This window comes from Pseudomonas sp. GW823-FHT01D03 (genome assembly GCF_058798255.1).
Genome location: NZ_JBXAKK010000001.1, coordinates 4035756 through 4049700, shown reverse-complemented (window position 1 = coordinate 4049700; position 13945 = coordinate 4035756). Strand labels below are relative to the sequence as shown.

Genomic DNA, 13945 nt, shown 5'->3' with positions numbered 1-13945 from the left:
GCTTTCTATTTGGATGGAATGATGACCCCAATCTTTTGCGTCGTGGCCGACGGCGCCGACATCACCCAGCGGATCAATGATCGGCTGCTGCAGCTCAAGACCACCGACAAGCCCGGCATGGAATCCGACGAGTTCGAGTTGCGCATCGACGACCGCGACGGCGCTGTGGTGCTGCCTCCACGCGGAGCTAACATCGAGATCTTCCTCGGCTATGCAGAAACCAAACTGACCCGCATCGGCCGTTACGTCGTCGATGAGATTGAGCTATCTGGCCCGCCGGATACGCTGGTAATCACCGGTAAGGCCAGCGACATGCGCGGCAGTGGCAAGACCACCCGTAGCGGCAGTTGGGAAAATGTGCCGTTGTCGCGGATCGTTGCCGATGTTGCCGCTCGCAACGGCTGGCATGCGGTCTGCCCGGTGCAGACCAAAGTGCCTCGCGCTGACCAACTCAGCGAATCGGATTTCAATTTCATCACGCGCCTGGCCAAGCAGTACGACTGCACGGCCAAGGTCGCCGACGGCAAGCTGCTGGTCATGCCGCGCCAGGCCGGGCAGAGCGCCTCGGGTAAGAGCTTCGGTGTAGTACCAATTCAACGGGGTGACGTGAGTCGATTCCAGTTTCGGCTCGGTGATCGGAACACGCACAAGGCGGTATCGACCAAACACCAGGATAAAAAGACCGGAAAGCTCGCAGTGGTCACTTTAGACAACGACGAATCGCCGGACGGCTTACCGCCAGTGCATGCCGACCGCCACATTTACCCGAACAAGTCAGCCGCCGAAGCGGCAGCCCAGGCACGTCTCACTGCGTTCAACCGCTCCACTGCCGGCGTCCGGCTGGAAATGCCTGGGCGCACCGATCTGTTTGCCGAACGATCGATCAACGCCCAAGGCTTCAAGGTTGGGCTTGATGGCGAATACCTGGTCGATTCGGTGGAGCAGGTGTTTACCCAGTCCGGCTGGAGCACAACAGTCGAGTGTAACGGGGGCAAGAAGGGCAAGGCGAAAGCCAAAGGCAAGAAGAAAAAAGCGGCGAAGGATCTGAAGGTCGTTCAGCTCAACTAATCGCGTCGCATCCCAACACCTCAAGGAGACATCGATGTCACTGACAGAACAGCAACTGCAACGCATCATGCCCAACGCCCGCCGCCAAGCGGGCGTTTTTGTATCTGCACTCAACGCTGCCATGGCGCACCGACAGATCAACACACCGAAACGCCAAGCCGCGTTCCTGGCTCAAATCGGACACGAGTCCGGTCAGTTGCAGTACGTCCGGGAGCTGGGCGGCGATCAATACCTGAGCAAATACGACACCGGTGCCCTGGCCGCAAAACTGGGCAACACCCCGGCAGCGGACGGCGATGGCCAGCGTTATCGCGGTCGTGGGCTGATTCAGGTGACCGGCCACGACAACTACCTGCGCTGCAGCCTGGCACTGTTCGGCGACGAGCGATTGCTGCGTACCCCAGAGCTGCTGGAGTTGCCGCAGTGGGCTGCTGAATCGGCGGCATGGTTCTGGTCGGTGAATGGGTTGAACACGCTCGCGGATCAGAACGAATTCAATGCGATCACCCGCAAGATCAACGGTGGTCTCAATGGCCTGCAGGATCGGCTGGAACTTTGGGGGCGGGCGAGGGCTGTTTTATGCGTCTCAGCGACCTGACACCTGCGCCCTATCGGCTGCTGGGCAAGGTGGTGCTGCTGATCGGCTTGGTCGGCACGTCCGCCGTCATTACCTGGCAGGTGCAGGACTGGCGCTACGGTAGTCGCCTCAGCGAGCAGTCCCGACTACACACCGAAACCCTCAATCAGTTGGCCCAGGCCACGGCCGCGCAACAGCGTGCCGAGCAGGACAAGCGCCTCGCGCTCGAGCAGCGTCTGGCCGCCAGCGAACAAACCCATTACCGAGCCTTGAGCGATGTCCAACGTGATCAAAGTCGCCTGCGCGACCGCCTTGCCACTGCTGATCTGCGCCTGTCAGTCCTACTCGACGCCACCAGCGGCGCCGGCAACGGATCGGTGTCAGCCTCCACCGCCACCGGCGGCGTGGTTCATGGTTCCACAAGAGCCGAACTTGACCCAGCGCATGCTCAACGAATTATCGGCGTCACCGATGACGGCGACCGGGGGCTGATTGCCCTCGCGGCCTGTCAGGCATACGCCAAAGAAGTCTCAACACCGAAGTGAAAAAGAGCGGCCGGTCCGGATGCGTCAACATCCGGATCGACCGCCGTCCCTGCAGATGGTCCCTGCAAGTCCAGCCAAGGCTCTTGCTCCGTGCACAAAGCGCGGCGAGCCTAGCACCTGTTTATCTATACAGTAAAGGTCTTGCTATCAATGTCTACACCCATCATCCCTTGGATGGGCGGCAAACGCCGCCTGGCCGACCGCCTCATTCCGCTTTTTCCGCCACACGAATGCTACGTTGAAGTCTTTGCCGGCGGTGCCGCGCTCTACTTCATGAAGCCCCAGCCATCGCCGGTCGAAGTCCTCAATGACATCAACGGCGACCTGGTCACGCTTTACCGCGTCGTGCAGAACCACCTCGAAGAGTTCGTGCGCCAGATCAAATGGGCGCTCAGTTCGCGCCAGGTGTTCGAATGGCAGAAGATGACCCGCCCTGAAACCCTCACCGACATCCAGCGCGCCGCCCGATTCTTCTACCTGCAGCACCATGCCTTCGCCGGCAAGGTCTCGGGCCAGACATTTGGTACGGCGACCACCGCACCGGCCATCAACCTGCTACGCATCGAAGAGAACCTCTCCGCCGCGTGGCAGCGCCTGTCCGGCACCTACGTCGAAAACCTTCCCTGGCTTGAATGTGCCGAACGCTACGATCGTGCCCACACCTTCCACTACATGGATCCGCCGTACTGGCAGACCGCTGGTTATGGCGTGGACTTTCCGTTCGTGAACTACGAACGGATGGCCGACTTCATGCGCCGCTGCAAAGGCAAAGTGATGGTCAGCATCAACGACCATCCGGATATTCGCCGTGTATTCGAAGGCTTCCACTTCGAGACACTGGATATTCGTTACTCCAATACCAATCAGAGGCAAGGGAAAGCTGAGATCAGTGGAGAACTGGTGATCATGAACTGGCTGCCCTCTGCATTAGGAGGATTGTTTTAACTATCACCATGGGATTTTCTTAACGAGAAGCTGAAGCAGTCGAATTAACTCAATTGCGAAAATTAGGCACAGACGCGCATAGCTAATGTGTTTCATTGGCTTCTCGTAAAGTAAGTAAAGTCGCGGCGCTGGAATGCGCCGTTTGATAATGCAGTAGTAAGTTGCTGGGGTGGTACCTTAATTTTAATAGTAACGTCTCGTCAAGTCTCAGCTCGTTAAGACGGCCGTGTAACGCGTATAGGGCAATGGGTGTGTAGGAGAGCTTTGTACTAGGGTCATGGGTGTATAGGAGCGCCCTGTCATAGGGCAATGGGTGTATAGAGAGGCGTCATCTTCGCGCTTGATGCTAGAGAATTGCAAATTTTAGTATTCAAAGGATATCGGAGGGATATTGATATGGCGGTGGATTAGCGAATTAGCGAAATGACGAATTGGCGAAATAACGAAATGACGAATTAACGAAATAAAGAAATAAAGAAATAAAGTCTTTAAGTCGCCAGAGGTGAGAGTTCTCTTTTTGGCGTTATTCCTCTCTGGGTTGTAGCAATTCCTTCCCTTGATTGCGCACATTGCCGATGGCTCGGTCAACTTTGAACCACTCGAAGGCCTCTGTCGGTTCGCCCTGTTGTAAGACCATTTGTTCGGCGCGTTCTTTGGGGGTGGCAGGGTCTAGCCATTCCTGGGCCAATTCTGGCGAAAGCGTCACTGGACGTCGGTCGTGAATATCTACCATTCCCCCAACACTGTCCGCGGTGATGATCACAAAGCCGTCGTGCTCGCCAGGTGGACGCTCTGCATTGGGATACTGTCCAATTGCGGCGCAAAGGATAGGCACCCGGTCTCGTCGACGAATTAAGTAGGGCTGCTTCTTGGGTTCCCCTTCATCCACCCATTCAAACCAGTTGTTGATTGCAATTATCGCCCGGTGCGGCCAGATCGCACGGAAGAAGGGGCCATGGGCGACTTTCTCTACTCGGGCGTTGATCGGTGCGGCGCGGTCCTTCGCCCAGTGTGGACGCCACCCCCAGCGGACCATGTCAGCGTGCAGGTGCTGACCCTCCTGATGGAAAATCGCCAGCTGGGTGGTAGGTGCCGCGTTGTAGCGCTCGAAGGGTTGGTCGCCGGTGTGATTGACTAGCGCGTTGGGCATGCTTAACGCCGCTACAAAGTCGTGGATACCGTCGTACTGTGAGAGTCGCCCGCACATATCGCCCGCCTATCAGATATTTCCTACAGAAATTGACCGCGAGCGCTTCTGAAAGTTAACTGTATGTTCGTACAGTGTTGGAAGTCGTGCGTCATGAGTTATTCAATTTTAGGCCCAATTGCCGAGGTAGGCCTGAAGCTGCCTCTTTGTTTGTTCCAGGTGCCCGCTGGTTTCCCTTCGCCGGCGGCTGATCACATTGAGGCACACATCTCCTTAGATGAGGTGCTCAACATCCGCGCCCCGCATGTCTACCTAGTGAAAATCACCGGGGAAAGTATGCAGGGTGCGGGCATTTTTGACGGAGATCTGGCGGTAGTGGATCGTTCGCTGGAGCCAGCCCATGGCCATATCGTCGTGGCGCTGCTGAACAATGATCCACTGTGTAAACGACTGTGCGTCCGCGGAAAGGAAGTGATCCTATTGTCTGAGAACCCCAAGTATCCGCCACGCTATGTGTTGGAAGGTGATGAGCTGGCCATATGGGGCGTAATCATCGGCAGCGTACGTAGCCATGTCTAAAGTAACGCCGGTATTCGGCCTAATCGATTGCAACAGCTTCTACGCCAGTTGCGAACGCGTGTTCCGACCTGACCTGGCCAAGGTGCCCATCGTGGTGCTGTCGAACAACGATGGCTGCGTCATCGCTCGGAGCTACGATGCCAAGCCCTACGTGAAAATGGGCGAGCCGTACTTCCAGATCAAGCACAAGCTCAAGCAGCACGGCATTATCCCTTTCTCATCGAACTACGCGCTGTACGGCGACATGAGCGAACGCGTTATGACCCTGATCGAGTCGATGGTACCGGACGTTGAGGTGTACAGCATCGACGAAGCCTTCGTCGACGTTACTGGCATCAGTGACTTGGACAGTCTCGGCCGCAAGATCCGCAGCCAAGTACTGCGCTGCACGGGTATACCTGTCGGTGTCGGTATCGCGCATACCAAGACCTTGGCCAAGTTGGCCAACCACACCGCAAAACGCCTGCAGGCGCAAACCGGTGGCGTCGTGAACATCTGCGACCCAATCAAGCGCGACTGGGTGCTGCGTAACACAGCCGTAGCGGAGGTGTGGGGAGTAGGGCGGCGCATGAAAGTGCACCTCGACGGCATGGGTATCAAGACCGCCATGGATCTGGCCAAAGCAGACCCGTGGACGTTGAGAAAAAACTTCAGTGTAGTGATCGAGAAAACCGCCCGGGAATTGGCCGGCACACCGTGCCTGGAGCTGGATGAGCCAGATCCGCCCAAGCAGGAGATCTGCTGCAGCCGGATGTTCGGCAAAAGACTGAAGGAGCTGCCACCGATGAAGGAGGCAGTGGCGACCTACATGATGCGGGCATCGGAAAAACTCCGGGCACAAAAGTCGCTTTGCAAGAAAATCCGGGTCAGCATCCGCACCGGAATGTTCAATCCCGATGAGGCTAAATACGCAAACGGTGTAGTGATCGATCTGCCCTACCCAACGGATGACGTGCGGCTACTAACGAAGGCGGCCGTCGATGCACTTGACCGTGTGTTCCGCCCTGGTTTCAGTTACAGCAAAGCGGAAGTCTTGCTACTGAATCTCTGCCAACCGGGTGAGTACACGGATGATCTGTTCGCCATTTCTCAGCCTACTGATGCCACAAAAGTGATGGCGGTACTGGACGAAATCAATGAGCGATGGGGGAGGGGAACCCTTCGGACTGCCAGTGTGCCAATCAATCCAGATTGGTGCATGCGACGGGAGATGATGAGTCAAAGCTATACAACGCGCTTGGACCAATTGTGGACAGTAAACTGTCGATAATGAGCGGCCGCTTGGCGGCGGTTTACCGAATACGTGTCTTAGTGTTTGCCATTGCCGCACACGTATTGAGTGTTCGAATCTCTCCTTCACCGCCATATTCAGTAAACGCAAACCCCTGATTTTCCTAGAGAAAGTCGGGGGTTTGTGGTTTTTGGTGCCTGAAAAAAGGCCATATGGGACTGAGATGGGACTGGGGCACTGTTTTGGTGCGTAAATAGAGACCGCCGAATGGTTAAATGACCTTCGCCGCCGACGCGATGAGCTAGGCTTTTTCGAGCCCACCCTCAAGGACGACTTCCATGCCATCTGACTCACAATCAAACGTTGCCGCGGCAGATGCTCTGACATTGCTTCTGCATAACCAACATGCCTTGGCGGCCGCAATAGAGGAGGTCACCGCATGGCTTGCAGCTAATGGCGTAGGGACTGTTGCGGATAATGCTGTCGGGGCTTTGGAAACCCTGGATGCAAACGCAAAAGCGATTACAGATGCGATTATGCGGCTGCGACAGTAGTAGGGAATAACGCTGTTAGACAGCAGTGGTCCACTGATGGACACGCAACCCATTTTTTGGGGAAAAACGGACGATCAAAGTCTTGGCTCTCCGTGGGGAAGGGGTAGTTTCCTACCCCTCTACCACCTAGAACTCAAATATCAACTGGGTCCAAGGGGGGCTACGATAATGCTCACACACGCTCTCCCGGTGCCCAAAGCGATTGCGGCTATAGGCGCTGACGTGGACTGTCCTTAGGTGCTGCGGTGTGCGACGCCGAACACGGCGTTTTTTTGACTCGCTCATGGCTGATTCCTTAAAAGAACGCCAAGGCAAGAGCGACGAGAGCGAGTGCCAGATATCCGGCAACAGCTATTACGGTATTGTAATACTATACCCGATAGCCCACACTTCGCTCACGACCACTGCCTATGGCATCGGTTTAGTCGTTGTAGGGCTAGTACCGGCAAGTCTTCCCCCTACAACAACGCCAGACCCTGTCCCTCGCGGGACGGGGTTTTTTGTGCTTGGCGATAAAGCCAAGCAACAAAATCTGCTCAATTATGTTTTGTCTGAGACAGATCGCATGGTATCAGCAAAGGCCAGCCAGATGGCAGCCAGACCGGCACATCCAAGGAACACAACCGACCAACCGCCATGCTGAGTTGCTCAGCTAAAGTTGATAAGGGCAAATTGCCCTTCTTTCTAAGTGAGACTTTTTGGATGGTTGTGGTCGATCACGGGCGTGATGACCGATACATTGAATTCCAGCCTATGTTCAATCGGCCCCCACACCTGACACGGGTGTGGGGGCCTTTTTATGGCAGCGTGGAAACCACTTCCTACCTTGCTGGTCTACCATTCCCTCACTGTCTGGTCGATGCATTCAGCCACTTCTTCGAACAGGGAACACCGTTCATGTTGTACGTCTATGAAGGCTTGGCTACCGTCGCCGTGATCGCCCATCACCTAGGGCAGACACCGATTGAGCGGACGACGCTCGAATGTCCGGTGCGCTTGAGCGATGCCGGTAGTGGGTGCGTTCGTATTGAACTGCAGCAGTATCTACAAGGACCCAAGGCGGCCAACCTGCTGCGGATGATCCTGCCTGACGGGCACCTTGTGCAGGGGCAAATGATTGACGGCTGCAACGAACCGGCCAGCGGCTGGCTGCTGATTCAGGTCGGGCAATTCGAGCTGACGCCAGAGTCGTCGGCGAACACCAACGGTTGGAAATGGGAGTGAGCATGGCCGATACATTGGCGGCACTGAACCTGCCGAACGCGGTGGAGGTGCAAACCCTGAAACTGCTGCACCAAATTGCCCTGGCGCACACGGCGGACGATCTGTTTCGCGCCAGTGCGCCGAAGGTTTTGTGCTGGGCCTGGAGACGGTCAAGGTACTGAACGCGGCCAGTATCGAAGGTTTGTATAGGATCTTCGAGGCAGCGGCCACGGCGCGGCGTCAGGAGCACGAACAGTGATCGGCGAAGGCATTCACGAAGCAGTGTTGCGCACTCTGGTGGAGCTGCGCGTCATGGTCGAGTATCTGTAGGCGCGGATTGTTTTAGGGCAAATTTAGGGCAGATCGTGGGCCGGAATAGGCCGCGACATGCCATCAGTTAACGGGTTTCACTCCTGATTTGCTGGCCTGAAGCGGTCTGTGCGGACTTAGGCAGGGGTTCGAATCCCTATTCCGGCAGTCAATGATTGCAGGTGAAAGAAACCTTCTAATGTCGCTGTCTGTTGTGTCCAATGAAGACGCACCGGTTCAGTCCTCGCACCAAGATTGCCAAGAACAGCTTCCACACCAGGGTCAGGTGTGGAGGCCGATTGAACCTAGGGTGGATCTCTATAGCGTTTTCGAAAGTCGGCAATCGGTCACGGATGGGCATCCTCAGCTGAGTACGCTTTGTTTTTTTTTCAAAACAATTCTCCGAAACGAAACATAGGCGTGATCAGGCACCGCGATACTCCGTTTCTGTGCCCGGCTCATGAACCCTTGCGTTCCCTGAAGAAGCTGATAATCTGAAACCTAATACGGGAAAAAGCTTTTTTTGAGCGATTTCTGTCGTTAAGAATCAAAAAAATCGAGGACTTAATGCTCGCCAACATCTCTTTGTCTAACATATTGTCATTTCGTGATACCCAGAATCTGAGCATGCTGGCTTCAGATTCCAAGAAGGACGATATCAACCAATTAAACATCCAAAAAATTGAGAATTCAGAAGACAGAGTATTGAAATCTGCTCTTATCTTCGGCGCTAACGCGAGTGGTAAATCCAATTTAATTAAAGCAATCAACATAATGAAGGAGATTGTTCTAAGTTCTATACCAAACATTGAGACTAGCGTAACAAGAAGTGTTATTCCGTATCTTTTGCGAGAGGAAAACTTCGAAGCACCCTCTGAAATTGAAATGGTGTTTTTCGTTAAAAGTGTAAAATACAGATACGGCCTCAGTGTTCGAAGCGGCGAGATAATCGAGGAGTGGCTTTACTATACGCCTCAGACAAGAGAGACGATGCTCTTTGAACGCAATGGAATGTCTATTGACTACAATAAGTCTAGCTTCTCCGAAGCTGATATATTTGTAAAAAAAGGTGTTCTTGAAAAGACCCGAGTTGATGTGCCATTTATCTCGGTTGTTTCTGGTTTCGACGGTGAACACGCAACTCTCATCACTGATTGGTTTAAAAAGACGCATGTTTTAAACGGAATTACAGACTCGCGTTACAGTACCTTCACGCACTCTCAAATCAAAAGCGATCCGAAATTTCGAACGTGGCTCCTCAAAATTCTGAAAGCCTTCCAGATATCGGATATAAAGGTTGTTGATGAAGCATCTGACTCGCGTCTAGATAACATCGATACTACCGATGACTCCATGCGAAAATTGGTAGATAGTTTCAAAGAGTTTCAAAAAATAAAAAAAATCAGCAGAACGGATTTGGTTGTAGTAAAAAAAGTGGATAGTCATGAAGTTGAGTTCCCTTTATCTTTAGAGTCTGAAGGGACTCGTAAGCTCATAAATATCCTTGGCCCAATATATGATGCGATGATGACGGGTGAACGCCTCATAATTGATGAGTTTGACTCAAAGTTTCATACTCTATTATCCAAGCATCTTTTTAAAATATTTCACGCCGAGAGCATTCAAGGCTCCCAAATAATTGCAGCTGTACAAGATGTCAATCTCATGGATACCGAGTGCTTTAGACGCGACCAGGTTTGGTTTGTGGATAAGGACGAAGAGGGAGCAAGCGAACTTTATTCTCTTGTGGAATACAAGGAAAAATCCCGCACTCTTAAGAGTAACTATGGTGACGATTATTTAGAGGGGGCATTCGGAGCAATCCCTCTATTCAACTCCTTTGAAAGTATTGATCAACTTATGGGGGCCGACCATGAATAAGAGGTCTAGCCCATTAAAGGGCGCTACAAGGCGCGAAAATACCCGCGATGCTCAACCTTTGAAGCGCGACCAGTATTTGAGTTTTAGTTTCAAGTATTTTAAGGACTGTGATGATGTTGGTCAGTCATTAGCAACATGGGCAAATGAAAGTCTACTAGGTCCATTTTTTGCGAAACTACATCATATAAGTACGGTTAATATAACCGAGCTGCAGACACAGAAATCTGTAACGAACTACAGAAATTTTCCTCCTGCTGAAAATACGCACTTTTCCTGCCCGGCAGACTTATCCAAAGATGAAAACTGGGGTGTGATTAGGAATATTGGTGGACAAAAGCAACGTGTAGCAGGATTCTTGAGAGATAATATCTTCTATATAGTTTTCCTAGATCGCGATCATAAATTCTGGCCATCACAAAACTAATATTTAGAGCCTCGCATATCGTGTGACAGGCGATATGCGAAGCATAAAATTCTCATCAAAACTTACGATAAAATTGATCGCACTAGGCGGTGCATAGGCTCTTAATACTCAAGTAATGTAAGCATTAAAGATCCTTGTATTTCCCCTTCAGTTTGGCCAGTCCCTGCTTAATGTATCCAGAATTTTCGCCAATCACCCACAAGGCGCCCCGAACATTGTCGCCGACTTCGGCCAAGCCTTGCTGTTCAGCACGAAGCGTAAGCTCCATCAAGGCCGCTTCTAGACCGAGCTGATTCTGGTACAACCTCTCCAGCACATCCGCTAACGAATATTCGTCTGCCATCGAATTGATCTCTTTCGAAAAAGAAAAAGCATAGTACTGGTAGTGCCTTTTGTGGGTACTAATTGCTGCATGCTTAGAAATTGCTACAAAGCAGTGGGTTTTCAAAGAATTAACGAGGCTGGCCGGGGGGCAGGCGAGGTGCTACGCCCAATCCATCATGGGTGCAACACTAAAGCGCCGAGACAGCGTAGGCATTGGTTTTACTGGGCTAAGGCTCTGATTCTGTAACATTTTACTCAACGTGTTGTCGGCGTGTTTTAGGGCGTTTTCAGGCGTTTTTCAGGTCTCGGTGGTACGATGTACCACTTCAAAACTGACGCGTACCACTTTCGATATGGCAGCTATCAGGGCAAGAAAACTGGCGGATGGGTCTGTGAGCTACACCGCTCAGATCCGCATCAAGCGTGATGGAGTGCAAGTCTACCAAGAGAGCCAGACCTTCGCCCGGAAACAGGCTGCGCAGGTTTGGGCGCGTAAGCGTGAATCGGAACTGGATGAACCAGGTGCGATCGAGCGGGCGAGGCCGCAAGGGTGAGTTTTTTCAATGGCTTCTTACTGGTGTGGCCATTGCGAAGCTTGACGGTCGCAATACCGCTATCGATCTCGGTGATCTTCCCTTCGCGAAAGCTGAGACTGACGCTCTGTCCGGTGCTGTGGCAGGGACGAAAGTCACGTCATCGCCGACGTTGAAGGCGTCCGTGGTAGCCTCTGTGCCGCTGCCACTTGGGTTTCGTCCTGCAGGCCGACTCTACCGTCAGCGGTGTACGCTGGATAAAGTCGACTCAAGTTACTCATTGTCATGGTCACGCCATTCTCATTTCGAAACGTCTCCTGACTAGCGATGCCGAGTAATTTTCCCATTCGGCCTAGGAAAGTGGAGAGTTCAGCAACCTCTTGATGAGGATCTTGGGGCGATGACAGTCGATGTCGGAGATAGAGGTCAAGGGCGAGAACCAACTCGTCCCGTGTCCATGGAGGATTTCGTTTTTTCTTTTTAGGCTCAAAAGTAGAGAGTGGGGCTTTTTGACTTTCCAAAATTTTTCCTCTCATTGGATGGATTCGAGTCATAGCCACTTGCCAAACTCGCCACCTTTGAGGTTTTTTCAATTGGAAATATTTTTTTGATTGGGAGGACATTTCGTTAAGGTGGCCGGAGTAACGAGCGTTTGATGACCAAGGAGTGAAGGATGAGTTGTTCTGGAGGACCTGTAATTGATCAGGAGCAGTTGAGGAGGCTCAGGGAAAGATTACATATCGCGGTCTTAAACAAGCGATCTGACAGGTGGTGTTTGTCGCTTTGGAGTCGATTCATTAGGGCTAGAGACGGCCAGCAATGTGTAGTGTGCAGCTCTGATGATCGGATTCAGGCGCATCATGTTTTCAGAAGGACCTTGCTTCCACATGCTAGATACGAAACCGGCAATGGGGTCACGCTTTGCTATCAATGTCACAAGATCGCACATGAGGGATTCAATGGGCGACCTGATTTGAGTTTGCCAATAGGGGCGCAAGGTGGTGATGATCAAGACGAGGTCGCGTTTTACTACCTAAAACTGCTTGAGTCAGCAGAAGCTTTCGGCCTAGATCACGACGAGTTTTATGCCTTCAGCAATGAGATGCTGAGGTTTTTCGTCAGGGTCCAAGGCTTTGAACATCTTTATTGGAAAGTCCAAGACAAGGAAATAACAGGGTTGCTGATGGCTTACAACATCTGGTTTCGTGCACCGGAGGCGATGTCGCTGGCTATTTTGAAAGCTAATTTGCCGGAGTTCTTTTAGATTGGAGTTTTGACCACTCTTGATCGACAGCACGCTTTGCCGTCCTCTCACTTGAGTACAACCACCGCAACCGCCTCGGCTTGCTCTGATCTCCAGCCGTCACCGTCTTTTCCCTCCCGGTCTTGTTGTCGCGGTAGTACGCGATGATACCCGTGAAGTTCCCTTTGCTCTCTTCCCCCAGATCCTCAACGGTATCCTCCGGCACAGATCGGGGAGCTGTGTGCTAGCCGTTTGCCCGCTATCCCGCTACGTGAGGTCAGTGAGAGGATGTGGGGACCAGATTGGTACGATAGGGAAAAGGCGTTGCTCTAAGCCGTTATTCTAGAGCTGCTTGTTGTTAATCCATCCAATTCATTTTCGGAGAGCCGCGATCAGTGCTTGAAGAAAATGCACAAGCCTTTTCCTGCACAGGATAATGGTGTCAGGTTGAAACATTGTGCTAGTCGAGTTCGTTCCAACCAAAAAAATTGTAGCTGTTTAAATGAAGACTATTGTCGCAGTTCCGCTCCTACACCACCTTGCGCCTCCCCCTACACCTAAGACAGAATCCGCCGGCTTGTGCGTCTAGCTCGCGGGTTCTATCGTCCCTGTGTCACTGCAGAACAGTGATCGGGTTTGGTAGCCCGTTTCGTTTCTAGACTCATGGCGTCACCGTGTGCAGTCCTTCCCAGGACTCCGATTTCATGGTGGTCATGCGTGGGGCTCATTCGTGGGCGCCGGGTTCTAGTGCGACCGGTCTACCAACCCGCGTATGGCCGCCACCTATCGTTTGGTAGCGAGGGTGATGGCTCCTTTTAGTATTCGCACTAGAGGCTCCATCTATGTTCAAACCAACACCGAATCCCCCAGAAACCAACCCCGCATCCCCCTACGAATCCCTCGATTCCCGCAAACTCCACGAAGCCGCCGAGCGCGCCCTCGATCACTACCTCACCCCGGCCAGCCAGATCATGGCCAGCGGTGATCAATCCAAACCGATGTTCCTCGCCAACCCGGCCTACGACACCGAATCTCTGCTCGCCAACGCCAGCGAATCCCTGGGTTCCGCCACGACCATGCTCAACGATTTCGCCGCGTTGCTGGATGTCTCGCACCGCAAGACGCTGCTGGGCATTGCGCAGGTGGTGATGTTGGGGGAGTTGGCGGTGAATCAGGCGCTGGATAACGTCGAGTTGAAGGCGTAGAGCGCTGCCCTCCGTGGCGAGCGGCCAGGTCGTGGTCGCGGAGGGCGTTCATTCGATGCGCAAAACAACCGTCCAAAATGGCGGGTTTCAGCCTGTTTCCGCAGCAATAGCGATGTGCCACAAAAAATGATGGCAATGCGTCATCACGCGCTCAAAAAAGTTCAACGATTGTACAAA

At 52.9% G+C, this 13945-nt stretch carries 15 protein-coding genes and 2 pseudogenes; 14 read left to right on the top strand and 3 right to left on the bottom strand.

The features are described from left to right. Window positions 1-21: 21 nt before the first annotated feature. The 4 genes from AC1RBR_RS17695 (at window position 22) to AC1RBR_RS17680 (ending at window position 3135) form a co-directional block, all read left to right on the top strand. Window positions 22-1068 (top strand): phage late control D family protein, encoded by a 1047-nt coding sequence (locus AC1RBR_RS17695; protein WP_492567255.1) that lies wholly within the window; start codon window positions 22-24, stop codon window positions 1066-1068. A 34-nt stretch (window positions 1069-1102) separates the two neighbouring features. Then, window positions 1103-1666: a glycoside hydrolase family 19 protein gene (locus AC1RBR_RS17690; RefSeq protein ID WP_492565836.1), complete on the top strand. Its 564-nt coding sequence runs from the start codon at window positions 1103-1105 to the stop codon at window positions 1664-1666. Further along, window positions 1648-2190, top strand: coding sequence for a lysis system spanin subunit (locus AC1RBR_RS17685; RefSeq protein WP_492565835.1), 543 nt, complete (start codon window positions 1648-1650; stop codon window positions 2188-2190). The genes AC1RBR_RS17690 and AC1RBR_RS17685 overlap by 19 nt, the downstream gene beginning before the upstream one ends. Before the next feature lie 150 nt (window positions 2191-2340). Continuing rightward, window positions 2341-3135: a DNA adenine methylase gene (locus AC1RBR_RS17680; RefSeq protein ID WP_492565833.1), complete on the top strand. Its 795-nt coding sequence runs from the start codon at window positions 2341-2343 to the stop codon at window positions 3133-3135. Window positions 3136-3658: 523 nt separating this feature from the next. Here the strand turns inward: AC1RBR_RS17680 and AC1RBR_RS17675 are convergent. After that, window positions 3659-4342 (bottom strand): SOS response-associated peptidase family protein, encoded by a 684-nt coding sequence (locus AC1RBR_RS17675; protein WP_492565831.1) that lies wholly within the window; start codon window positions 4340-4342, stop codon window positions 3659-3661. Window positions 4343-4435: 93 nt separating this feature from the next. Here AC1RBR_RS17675 and AC1RBR_RS17670 point away from each other — a divergent pair, with 93 nt between their 5' ends. The 7 genes from AC1RBR_RS17670 (at window position 4436) to AC1RBR_RS17640 (ending at window position 10463) form a co-directional block, all read left to right on the top strand. Next, a complete protein-coding gene (locus AC1RBR_RS17670) occupies window positions 4436-4861 on the top strand; it encodes a LexA family protein (protein ID WP_083366702.1) in 426 nt (141 codons plus the stop codon). Then, on the top strand, window positions 4854-6131 hold the full coding sequence (gene umuC / locus AC1RBR_RS17665) for a translesion error-prone DNA polymerase V subunit UmuC (RefSeq protein ID WP_492565829.1): 1278 nt from the start codon (window positions 4854-4856) through the stop codon (window positions 6129-6131). Before AC1RBR_RS17670 ends, umuC begins: the two co-directional genes overlap by 8 nt. Window positions 6132-6430: 299 nt before the next feature. Further along, window positions 6431-6646, top strand: a complete 216-nt coding sequence (locus tag AC1RBR_RS17660) for a hypothetical protein (RefSeq protein ID WP_226500362.1) — start codon at window positions 6431-6433, stop codon at window positions 6644-6646. Window positions 6647-7348: 702 nt separating this feature from the next. After that, the gene (locus tag AC1RBR_RS17655) at window positions 7349-7870 is read left to right on the top strand and encodes a hypothetical protein (RefSeq protein ID WP_492565826.1); all 522 of its coding nucleotides are present in this window, start codon (window positions 7349-7351) and stop codon (window positions 7868-7870) included. Window positions 7871-7872: 2 nt separating this feature from the next. Next, window positions 7873-8031 carry a hypothetical protein gene (locus AC1RBR_RS17650; protein WP_492565825.1) on the top strand — a complete coding sequence of 53 codons (159 nt, stop codon included), beginning with the start codon at window positions 7873-7875 and terminating at the stop codon, window positions 8029-8031. Between the two features lie 694 nt (window positions 8032-8725). After that, window positions 8726-10039 carry an AAA family ATPase gene (locus AC1RBR_RS17645; protein ID WP_492565823.1) on the top strand — a complete coding sequence of 438 codons (1314 nt, stop codon included), beginning with the start codon at window positions 8726-8728 and terminating at the stop codon, window positions 10037-10039. Beyond that, a complete protein-coding gene (locus AC1RBR_RS17640; RefSeq protein WP_492565821.1) occupies window positions 10032-10463 on the top strand; it encodes a hypothetical protein in 432 nt (143 codons plus the stop codon). The genes AC1RBR_RS17645 and AC1RBR_RS17640 overlap by 8 nt, the downstream gene beginning before the upstream one ends. A gap of 124 nt (window positions 10464-10587) precedes the next feature. Here the strand turns inward: AC1RBR_RS17640 and AC1RBR_RS17635 are convergent, their stop codons facing one another. Further along, window positions 10588-10806 carry a hypothetical protein gene (locus tag AC1RBR_RS17635; protein WP_492565820.1) on the bottom strand — a complete coding sequence of 73 codons (219 nt, stop codon included), beginning with the start codon at window positions 10804-10806 and terminating at the stop codon, window positions 10588-10590. A gap of 334 nt (window positions 10807-11140) precedes the next feature. Between AC1RBR_RS17635 and AC1RBR_RS17630 the strand changes: the two are divergent. Both AC1RBR_RS17630 and AC1RBR_RS17625 read left to right on the top strand, forming a co-directional pair. After that, a pseudogene (locus AC1RBR_RS17630) lies at window positions 11141-11338 on the top strand (site-specific integrase); the annotation flags it as partial. Window positions 11339-11993: 655 nt separating this feature from the next. Next, the gene (locus AC1RBR_RS17625) at window positions 11994-12584 is read left to right on the top strand and encodes an HNH endonuclease (protein ID WP_492565818.1); all 591 of its coding nucleotides are present in this window, start codon (window positions 11994-11996) and stop codon (window positions 12582-12584) included. Here the strand turns inward: AC1RBR_RS17625 and AC1RBR_RS17620 are convergent. After that, window positions 12562-12827 (bottom strand): annotated as a pseudogene (locus AC1RBR_RS17620) (phage late control D family protein); the annotation flags it as partial. The gene AC1RBR_RS17625 and the pseudogene AC1RBR_RS17620 overlap by 23 nt on opposite strands. Window positions 12828-13405: 578 nt before the next feature. Here AC1RBR_RS17620 and AC1RBR_RS17615 point away from each other — a divergent pair. After that, window positions 13406-13768, top strand: coding sequence for a DUF6124 family protein (locus AC1RBR_RS17615; RefSeq protein WP_041065943.1), 363 nt, complete (start codon window positions 13406-13408; stop codon window positions 13766-13768). Window positions 13769-13945: the final 177 nt, after the last annotated feature.